This window comes from Cupriavidus sp. YAF13, assembly GCF_052113425.1.
Lineage (GTDB): Bacteria > Pseudomonadota > Gammaproteobacteria > Burkholderiales > Burkholderiaceae > Cupriavidus.
Genome location: NZ_JBFRDD010000017.1, coordinates 126,353 through 135,392, shown reverse-complemented (window position 1 = coordinate 135,392; position 9,040 = coordinate 126,353). Strand labels below are relative to the sequence as shown.

Genomic DNA, 9,040 nt, shown 5'->3' with positions numbered 1-9,040 from the left:
TTGTCTTGCCAAAAAAGTAGGCAAAAAAGGCGCGCCGGATGGGGCGACTACCCCCTCGGGCTTCGGCGAAAAGAGCGGCCGGGACCCAAACTCGCATCGCCTTAAGGCGATACTCAGACATGGGTCCCTCTTTTCCGCTCTTTTCGCCGAATCCCGAGGCGCCCCATACGGCCTTGGTACACCTTGACGGCTCGCTTCGCATCGCGCTGGGGTGTTCCCCGCCTTGGGGGCGGGTCACACGGCTAAATCGAGGCACTGGCCGATCCCTCCCGACGGTTTTCTCCCCTCTCCCACTTGTGGGAGAGCAAGCCGGGGGAGAGGGCGGGCGTTCGCCAGGCGCGAAATGCCGCACTCATCCACTAGCGTTAGCCATTCAGCGCACTTCCTTCAAATACTGCTCGCTGAAACCCTTCTGCGCATCCGCCATCTTTCCAAAATCCACCGGCTTGGCCCGCGCGTAATCCGCTGCCGGCAGGAACCGCGCTTGCACTTCCTTGGGCACGGCGGCGCTGCGCACGGGGCGCAGGTAGGCATTGGCCCACAGGGCTTGCCCTTCGTCGGACAGCACAAAGTCCAGCACCTTCTTGCCTTGCGCGTCGTGCGGCGCCTTGTTCACCAGGCTCATCACGTACGGCACCACCACCGTGCCTTCCTTGGGAATCACGAAGGCCACGTTGGACTTGTCCTTGTAGCGGGCGCGGTAGGCGTTGAAGTCGTAGTCCAGCAGGATCGGGATCTCGCCGGAGAGCACGCGGGCATAGGCGGTTTGCTTGGGGACGATGGGCTGGTTCTTCTGCAGGTCGCGGAAGTACTTGAAGGCCGGGCCGAAGTTGTCCATCGAGCCGCCCATCGCCTGGTTGACGGCAACCGCGCCGACATAGCCGACAAAGGCGCTGGCCGGGTCCAGGTAGCCGATGAGGCCCTTGTACTCGGGCTTGAGCAGGTCGGCCCAGGATTGCGGCACGGGCTTGCCGCGCAGCGCGTCGACGTTGACCATGAAGCCGAGCGTGCCGGAGTGGATGGCGAACCAGTTGCCTTGCGCGTCCTTGAGGCCGTCGGGGATGTCGTTCCAGTGGGCGGGCTTGTAGGGGGCGGTGACGCCGTCCTTCTTGGCCTGGATGCCGAAGGTCACGCCGTAGTACACCACGTCCGCTACCGGGCTGCCCTTTTCGGCGACCAGCTGCGCGAGCGACTGGCCGGAGTTCTTGTTGTCATGCGGCACCGTGACGCCGGTCTTCTCCTTGATGGCGCGAATCTGCGCGGCCCAGTCGGCCCATTCGGGCGGGCAGTTGTAGCAGATCGCGGTTTGCGCTGCCGCGCCCTGGCTGAATGCGCAGACGGCGGCGGCGCCGAGCGCGCTGGCGATCCGGCGCAGCGGTTTGTGCCAGGAACGGGTTGCTTGCATGGTGAACTCCTTGGGTTGCATACGAGGGCTGGGGCTGGGGGAATGCGGTGGGTAAAGGGTCATGCCGGTGCGGCTACCGTGCCACCCAGGCGCAGGCCGTGGGGCAGCAAGGTGATGCGCCCGGGTCGGGCGCCGGATACATCGGATACGCCGGCTGCTGCGAGGCCGAAGCGCTTGAGCAACAGCGCAACGGCGCGCTCGCCGATTTCGGTGTTGGGCTGCACCACCGATGCCAGTGGCGGCTCCACCAGCGCGCCCAGCGCGATGCCGTCGTAGCCCAGCACGGAGATGTCGCGCGGCACGCGCAGGCCGAGCCGTTTCAGGTCGGAGATCACGCCGATCGCCAGCAGGTCGTTGGTGCAGAAAAAGGCGGTGGGCGCATCCGGCCCGGCAGCCAGTGCGCCGATCTGGTCAGCGTTGCTGGCGGTGTGGGTGGGCAGGCAAAGTGCCGGCGCTGCCTCCAGGCCGTGCGCGCGCATGGCGTCGCGGTAGCCCTCGAAGCGCTGGCGCGCGCGGTCGGAGGCGATGAAGGCACCGGAGACCACGCGGATGCGGCGGTGCCCGGCGGCAATCAGTGCTTGCACGCCTTCGCGGGCGCTGCCGCGATTGTCCACAGAGACAGAATGGCGCTGGCCGCGCGCGGCGGCCTGGTTGTAGGCCAGCACGTAGGGCACGCCTTCGGCATCGAGCTGGTCGAGCACGTCGCTGCGGGCAGCGTCAGCCACCGTGAGCACCATGCCGTCGACGCGGTGGCGCAGCAGGTATTCGATGCGCTCGCGTTCGCGCGCGGGGTCGTAGGCGCTTGTCACCAGCATCAGCGAGTAGCCGGCGGCCAGCGCGGCGTCCTCGATGCCGCGCCAGCATTCGGCGAACACGGCGTTTTCCAGGGTGGGCAGCATCACGCCGATCATCCGGCTTTGCTGCGCGCGCAGCTTGCTGCCGAGCAGGTTGGGGCGGAAGCTCAGCCGCCGCGCGGCCTCCAGCACGCGCTGCGCGGTGCCTTCGCGCACCAGCGCCGGGCTGTTGAACGCGCGCGATGCGGTGGCTAGCGATACGCCAGCGGCCTGCGCAACGTCCACCAGCGTGGCGGTGCCGGCGGCGTCCGGGGCGGTGCTGCTGGAACGGTCCTGGGTGCGCTTCACGTGAGAGCTTCTGGTCTTGGTTTCGGGGTCCCATTGCGCGCATGGCGAACCAGGCACGCAACGCCGGCAAAATGAAAACGTTTTCATTCAAGCTGCAAAAAAATCGGGTAGCAAGCCTTTTCACTGCTGCGGTGCATTAGCGCAATCGCACTGCGGCAAGGCGAAACCCGGTACAGCGCGAATTCTGGGGATGCTGCATGACAGCACGATGACAGACGCGGAGGAGGGCGCGAAGGGCCGGGCGGCAAGATCGCGGCGCCGCGGATCACAATGGGGTTGAAACTATCCTGTAATCTCATTAACATGTTAAGTACAGGCGGCGCCAACGGGCGATCCGCCGTCGACGATCCGCCGGCCCGGCAGCGCAAGCGCCCGGCCACGCGCGGGCGCAACCAGAGAGGAGCACGATGCGACAAGCCAGAATCGCCACCGGCGGCCGGCCAGTGCGGGCAGTGCCGGTGGACGGTGCCACCTTGCTGCCGCTGGACGGCGGACGCGCCCTGCGCGAGGATGAATTCATGTGGCAGCCCGCCATCACCGGCACGGTGTATGGCACGCTGCTGAACTTCAAGGGCGCGCTCGCAGCCCTTGGCGACAGCGTCAATGCGGCCCCTTACCAGGCGCCGCCCGCGGGCCCGATCCTCTACATCAAGCCGGCCAATACCCTGGCCGCCCATGGCAGCCTTGCCGAGCTGCCACCGGGCCAGGAAACCCTGGAAATCGGCGCGGCGCTCGGCATCGTGATCGGCCGTCGCGCAACCCGCATCGACCCGGCGCAGGCCGCGGACTATATCGCCGGCTACACCGTGGTTTCGGATGTCAGCGTGCCGCATGCCAGCTATTACCGCCCGGCGGTGCGCCACAAGTGCCGCGACGGCTATTGCCCGATCGGCCCGTGGGTGACGGCCCGCGAGCAGGTCGGCAACGCCGATGCGCTCAGCATGGTGGTGCGCATCAATGGCGAGGAACGCCAGCGCAACCACACCGGCAACCTGCTGCGCCCGGTGGCGCAGTTGCTGGCCGATGTCACCGCCTTCATGTCGCTCGAAGCTGGTGATGTGCTGCTGGCGGGCGTGCCCGAAGGTGCGCCGCTGGCGCGTGCCGGCGACGTGGTGGAGATCGAGATCGAACAAGTAGGGCGCCTGCGGCACGGCATCAAGGCAGCGCCCGGGGAGGTAGCATGAGAACCGCACGCGTAGCCTTCGATGGCCTGGTCCACACCGCGCAGCCGGCTGGCCAAGGCGCATTGCGCCTGGACGACGGGCGCGTGATCAGCGAGGACGCCGTGACGTGGCTGCCGCCCGTGGTGCCGCGCACCACCTTCGCGCTTGGCCTGAACTACGCCGATCACGCGCGCGAGCTGGCTTTCAAGGCGCCGGAAGAACCACTCGTGTTCCTCAAGGGGCCGGGCGCGTTCATCGGCCACCGGGCACATACCATCCGGCCAGAGGGCGTGAAGTACATGCACTACGAGTGCGAGCTGGCGGTGGTGATCGGCAGCACGGCGCGCGGCGTCAAGGCGGCGCAAGCCTATGACTACGTGCGCGGCTATACGGTCGCCAACGACTACGCCATCCGCGACTACCTGGAAAACTACTATCGCCCCAACCTGCGGGTGAAGAACCGCGACACCTGCACGCCGCTGGGGCCGTGGCTGGTGGACCGCGACGACGTGCCGGATCCGATGAACCTCGCGCTTACCACTACCGTCAACGGCAAGCTGACACAGCAGGGCAGTACCCGCGACATGATCTTCGCCGTCCCGTGGCTGATCGAGTACCTCAGCAGCTTCATGACGCTGGAGGCGGGCGATGTGATCCTGACCGGCACGCCGGAAGGGCTGGCCGATACGCAGCCGGGCGATGAGATCGTGACGGAGATCGAAGGGGTGGGGCGGCTGGTGAACACCATTGCCTCGGCTATCGAATACGGCAGCGGGCGCTGAAGCGAACCCAGGCGCGCCAAACGCCAACAGGAGACAACCATGATCAAGCATTGGATCAACGGCAAGCAGGTCGACAGCAAAGATACCTTCACCACCTGGAACCCGGCCACCGGCGAAGAGATCGCCACGGTGGCGGCGGGCGGCGAGGCCGAGGTCAACGCCGCGGTGGCGGCTGCCAAGGCGGCGTTCCCCAAATGGGCCAATACCCCGGCCAAGGAGCGCGCCCGCATCATGCGCCGCCTGGCCGACCTGATCACCGAGCACGTGCCGCACCTCGCCGCGCTGGAGACGCAGGACACCGGCCTGCCGATCGCACAGACCGGCAAGCAACTGATCCCGCGCGCTGCCGAGAACTTCAATTTCTTCGCCGAGGTGTGCGTGCAGATGAACGGCCGCACCTATCCCGTCGATGACCAGATGCTCAACTACACGCTCTACCAGCCGGTCGGCGTGTGCGCGCTGATTTCGCCGTGGAACGTGCCCTTCATGACCGCCACCTGGAAGGTCGCGCCATGCCTGGCGCTGGGCAATACCGCGGTGCTGAAGATGTCGGAGCTGTCGCCGCTCACGGCCGACCAGCTCGGCATGCTGGCGCTGGAAGCCGGGGTGCCGGCTGGCGTGCTCAACGTGGTGCAGGGCTACGGCGCCAGCGCGGGGGACGCGCTGGTGCGCCATCCGGACGTGCGGGCCGTATCGTTTACGGGCGGCACGGCTACCGGCAAGCGCATCATCGAGCGCGCGGGCCTGAAGAAATTCTCGATGGAACTGGGCGGCAAGTCGCCGGTGCTGGTGTTCGACGACGCTGACCTGGAGCGCGCGCTGGACGCCGCGCTGTTCACCATTTTCTCGATCAACGGCGAGCGCTGCACCGCGGGTTCGCGCATCTTCGTGCAGGACACGGTCTACGACGACTTCGTCGGCAAGTTCGCCGAACGCGCCAGGCGTTTGCGCGTGGGCGACCCAACCAGCGAGCACACGCACGTGGGCGCCATGATCACCCAGCAGCACTGGGAGAAGGTCACGGGCTATATCCGCCTGGGCGAGCAAGAGGGCGCCACCATCCTGGCCGGCGGCGCCGAGCGCCCGTCCGACCTGCCGGCCCATCTGCGCAACGGCAACTTCGTGCAGCCCACGGTGCTGGCCAATGTGGAAAACCACATGCGCGTGGCGCAGGAAGAGATCTTTGGCCCGGTGGCCTGCCTGATCCCGTTCAAGGGCGAAGACGATGGCCTGGCCATGGCCAACGACACCGCCTACGGCCTGGCCTCGTACATCTGGACGCAGGACGTGGGCAAGGTGCACCGGCTGGCGCGCGGCATCGAGGCCGGCATGGTGTTCGTCAACAGCCAGAACGTGCGCGACTTGCGCCAGCCGTTTGGCGGCACCAAGGCATCCGGCACGGGGCGCGAGGGCGGCGAGTTCAGCTTCGAGGTGTTTGCGGAGGTGAAGAACGTTTGCATCTCGATGGGCGGGCATCATATTCCGCGCTGGGGCGTTTGAGCGCCGCCCGCACCAAAACAAAACAAAACAGGAGACACCTCCATGGGTAAGCTATCCCTCGCCGCCAAGGTCACGCACGTGCCGTCGATGTACCTGTCCGAGCTGCCGGGCAAGCACCACGGCTGCCGTGAGGCGGCGATTGCCGGGCACCGCGAGATCGGCCGGCGCTGCCGGGAGCTGGGCGTGGACACCATCGTGGTGGCCGATGTGCACTGGCTGGTCAACGCCGGCTACCACGTCAACTGCAACGCGCACTTCGAGGGCATCTACACCAGCAACGAGTTGCCGCATTTCATCAAGGACATGGCCTACGCCTATGACGGCAATCCCGAACTGGGCCGGCTGATCGCCAGCACCGCGTGCGAGCAGGGCGTGATGACCCGCGCCCACGAGATCGCCAGCCTGGAGCTGGAATATGGCACGCTGGTGCCGATGCGCTACATGAACGCCGACCGCCATTTCAAGGTGGTCTCCATCGCGGCCTGGTGCGCCTGGCACCAGCTCGATGAAAGCCGCCGCTTTGGCGAGGCGCTGCGTGCGTCCATCGAAGCCAGCGATGCCAATGTGGCGTTTCTCGCCAGCGGCTCGCTGTCGCACCGCTTCAACGACAACAACAGCCCCGAGGAAAGCATCCACCAGATCAGCCGCGAGTTCTTCAAGCAGGTGGACCTGCGCGTGGTGGAGCTCTGGAAGCAGGGCGACTGGGCCACCTTCTGCCGCATGTTGCCGGAGTACAACGAGCATTGCATCGGCGAGGGCGGCATGCATGACACCGCCATGCTGCTGGGCCTGCTGGGCTGGGACAAGTACGAGCGCCCGGCGGAGATCGTCACTGACTACTTCACCAGCTCGGGCACCGGCCAGATCAATGCGATCTTCCCGGTGCGCTGAGGACTCGCCGATCACGGTTCACGCATCACGGATAACGCTTCACGCTTCTTCGGAGAGGCCTGCCAATGCCCCACATCATCGTCGAGTACACGGACAACATCCGCGCCGACGCGCGCGTGCCCGCCCTGCTCAAGACCATCAACGACGTGTTGATCGCGCAGGATGGCGTGTTTCCCATCGGCGGCATCCGCTCGCGCGCGCTGGCGCTGACCGACTACCGCATGGCCGACGGCGAGGAGGACTACGCCTTCGTCCACATCACGCTGAAGATCGGCGCCGGGCGTCCCGAGGCGGCCCGGAAGGCGGCCTGCGATGCGCTCTTCGAGGCTGTCAAGGCGCACTTTGCCGAGCTGTATGCGCGGCGCTACCTGGCGCTGTCAATGGAGCTGGTCGAGTTCAACGAGGGCGGCAGCTACAAGCACAACAACGTGCACGCCCGCTTCAAGAAGGCCTGACCGGTTCCAGCCTCAACCAACAGGCCCCCCAACGCACAACGCACAACGTTCAATGCTCCCCACGGAGACCTCATGCTCAGCCCAGAGCTGATCCACCAGATCGCCCATCGCCTGCACGGCGCCGAGCAATCGCGCCAGCAAATCCGGCAAATTTCGCTGGACCACCCTAACATCACGATTGAAGACGCCTACGCCATCCAGCGCGCATGGCTGGCCCGCAAGCTGTCCGAAGGCCGCACCATCAAGGGCCACAAGATCGGCCTGACCTCGCGCGCCATGCAGCTTTCTTCGCAGATCGACGAGCCTGACTACGGCACCTTGCTGGACGACATGTTCTTCCAGGACGGCGCGACGATCCCCCCGGGGCGCTTTATCGTGCCGCGCGTGGAAGTGGAGCTGGCCTTCGTGCTGGACAAGCCGCTCAAGGGGCCGAACTGCACGCTGTTCGACGTGTATGACGCCACGGCCTACGTGATCCCCGCGCTGGAGATCATCGATGCGCGCAGCCATGGGGTCGACCCCGACACCAAGCGCCCGCGCAAGGTGTTCGACACCATTGCCGACAACGCGGCCAATGCCGGCGTGGTGATGGGCGGGCGCCCGGTGCGGCCGTTCGATGTGGACCTGCGCTGGGTCTCGGCCATCATGTCGCGCAACGGCGTGATCGAGGAAACCGGCGTGGCCGCCGGCGTGCTAAACCATCCCGCCAACGGCGTGGCATGGCTGGCCAACAAGCTGCATCCGCATGGCGTGGGCCTGGAAGCGGGCGAGGTGATCCTCGGCGGCTCCTTCACGCGGCCGGTGGCGGCCAGCCCAGGTGATACATTTCACGTGGACTACGGCGCGCTGGGCGCCGTGGCCTGCCACTTCGGCTGAACGCCCGACCCCGACGCCATCATGGAAATCCCCCTCAATACCTTCAAGCGCGCGCTTGCCGCCAACGAGCAGCAGATCGGCCTGTGGCTCGGCCTGGCCAGTCCCTACACCGCCGAAGTGCTGGCCGACGCCGGCTTCGACTGGCTGCTGATCGACGGCGAGCACGCACCCAACACCGTGCCGTCCATCCTGGCGCAACTGCAGGCGCTGGCCGCCTATCCGGTGCGGCCGGTGGTGCGCGCGTCGTGGAACGACACCGTGCAGATCAAGCAGCTGCTTGACCTGGGCGTGCAGACCCTGCTCGTGCCGATGGTGCAGGACGCCACCGAGGCCGCCGCCGCGGTGGCCGCCACCCGTTACCCGCCGGAAGGCGTGCGCGGCGTGGGCAGCGCGATGGCGCGTGCCTCGCGCTGGAACCGCGTCGGCGGCTACCTGGCCCAGGCCAACGGCGAGATGTGCGTGCTGGTGCAGGTGGAGACGCGCGCGGGGCTTGCGCACCTCGACGCGATCGCCGCCACCGAAGGCGTGGATGGCGTGTTTATCGGCCCGGCGGATCTTGCCGCCGACATGGGCCATCTCGGCAATCCCGGTCACCCGGACGTGCAGAGCGCCATCGCCGACGCCATCGCGCGCATCCGCCGCGCCGGCAAGGGAGCGGGCATCCTCAGCGCCGACGTGGCGCAGTCGCGGCAGTACATGGCGCTCGGGACCACGTTCACTGCGGTTGGGGTGGACGCCACGATGCTGGCCCGGGCGGCAGAGAGCCTTGCCGCGCAATTCAAGGGCCAGGGCGGTGCGGGGACTAGCCGGGATAAAACGTACTAAC

At 66.8% G+C, this 9,040-nt stretch carries 9 protein-coding genes; 7 read left to right on the top strand and 2 right to left on the bottom strand.

The genetic code is table 11. The features are described from left to right. Positions 1–373 precede the first annotated feature (373 nt). Together AB4061_RS16250 and AB4061_RS16245 are read right to left on the bottom strand one after the other, a co-directional pair. Positions 374–1,405 (bottom strand): ABC transporter substrate-binding protein, encoded by a 1,032-nt coding sequence (locus AB4061_RS16250; RefSeq protein ID WP_441635473.1) that lies wholly within the window; start codon positions 1,403–1,405, stop codon positions 374–376. Positions 1,406–1,464: 59 nt separating this feature from the next. Beyond that, entirely contained in the window at positions 1,465–2,547 is a 1,083-nt protein-coding gene (locus AB4061_RS16245; RefSeq protein ID WP_441635471.1) for a substrate-binding domain-containing protein, read from the bottom strand. 518 nt (positions 2,548–3,065) lie between these two features. Here AB4061_RS16245 and AB4061_RS16240 point away from each other — a divergent pair. From AB4061_RS16240 to hpaI, 7 genes are all read left to right on the top strand, one after another. Further along, positions 3,066–3,731 (top strand): fumarylacetoacetate hydrolase family protein, encoded by a 666-nt coding sequence (locus AB4061_RS16240; RefSeq protein WP_441635487.1) that lies wholly within the window; start codon positions 3,066–3,068, stop codon positions 3,729–3,731. Continuing rightward, positions 3,728–4,492 (top strand): fumarylacetoacetate hydrolase family protein, encoded by a 765-nt coding sequence (locus tag AB4061_RS16235; protein WP_441635469.1) that lies wholly within the window; start codon positions 3,728–3,730, stop codon positions 4,490–4,492. Before AB4061_RS16240 ends, AB4061_RS16235 begins: the two co-directional genes overlap by 4 nt. Positions 4,493–4,531: 39 nt before the next feature. Continuing rightward, positions 4,532–5,992 (top strand): 5-carboxymethyl-2-hydroxymuconate semialdehyde dehydrogenase, encoded by a 1,461-nt coding sequence (hpaE, locus tag AB4061_RS16230; RefSeq protein WP_441635467.1) that lies wholly within the window; start codon positions 4,532–4,534, stop codon positions 5,990–5,992. 42 nt (positions 5,993–6,034) lie between these two features. Then, the gene (gene hpaD / locus AB4061_RS16225; protein ID WP_441635465.1) at positions 6,035–6,883 is read left to right on the top strand and encodes a 3,4-dihydroxyphenylacetate 2,3-dioxygenase; all 849 of its coding nucleotides are present in this window, start codon (positions 6,035–6,037) and stop codon (positions 6,881–6,883) included. A gap of 65 nt (positions 6,884–6,948) precedes the next feature. After that, complete coding sequence (locus AB4061_RS16220) at positions 6,949–7,338, top strand: 5-carboxymethyl-2-hydroxymuconate Delta-isomerase (RefSeq protein WP_043354736.1); 390 nt, start codon at positions 6,949–6,951, stop codon at positions 7,336–7,338. A gap of 72 nt (positions 7,339–7,410) precedes the next feature. Continuing rightward, entirely contained in the window at positions 7,411–8,214 is an 804-nt protein-coding gene (hpaH, locus tag AB4061_RS16215) for a 2-oxo-hept-4-ene-1,7-dioate hydratase (RefSeq protein ID WP_441635463.1), read from the top strand. Between the two features lie 21 nt (positions 8,215–8,235). Next, the gene (gene hpaI / locus AB4061_RS16210) at positions 8,236–9,039 is read left to right on the top strand and encodes a 4-hydroxy-2-oxoheptanedioate aldolase (RefSeq protein ID WP_441635461.1); all 804 of its coding nucleotides are present in this window, start codon (positions 8,236–8,238) and stop codon (positions 9,037–9,039) included. Position 9,040: the final 1 nt, after the last annotated feature.

Coding starts and splice junctions, on each gene's coding strand:
- AB4061_RS16235 (WP_441635469.1), top strand. CDS start 3,728: ATGAGAACCGCACGCGTAGCCTTCGATGGCCTGGTCCACACCGCGCAG.
- AB4061_RS16220 (WP_043354736.1), top strand. CDS start 6,949: ATGCCCCACATCATCGTCGAGTACACGGACAACATCCGCGCCGACGCG.
- hpaH (WP_441635463.1), top strand. CDS start 7,411: ATGCTCAGCCCAGAGCTGATCCACCAGATCGCCCATCGCCTGCACGGC.
- AB4061_RS16240 (WP_441635487.1), top strand. CDS start 3,066: ATGTGGCAGCCCGCCATCACCGGCACGGTGTATGGCACGCTGCTGAAC.
- hpaI (WP_441635461.1), top strand. CDS start 8,236: ATGGAAATCCCCCTCAATACCTTCAAGCGCGCGCTTGCCGCCAACGAG.
- AB4061_RS16250 (WP_441635473.1), bottom strand. CDS start 1,405: ATGCAAGCAACCCGTTCCTGGCACAAACCGCTGCGCCGGATCGCCAGC.
- hpaE (WP_441635467.1), top strand. CDS start 4,532: ATGATCAAGCATTGGATCAACGGCAAGCAGGTCGACAGCAAAGATACC.
- hpaD (WP_441635465.1), top strand. CDS start 6,035: ATGGGTAAGCTATCCCTCGCCGCCAAGGTCACGCACGTGCCGTCGATG.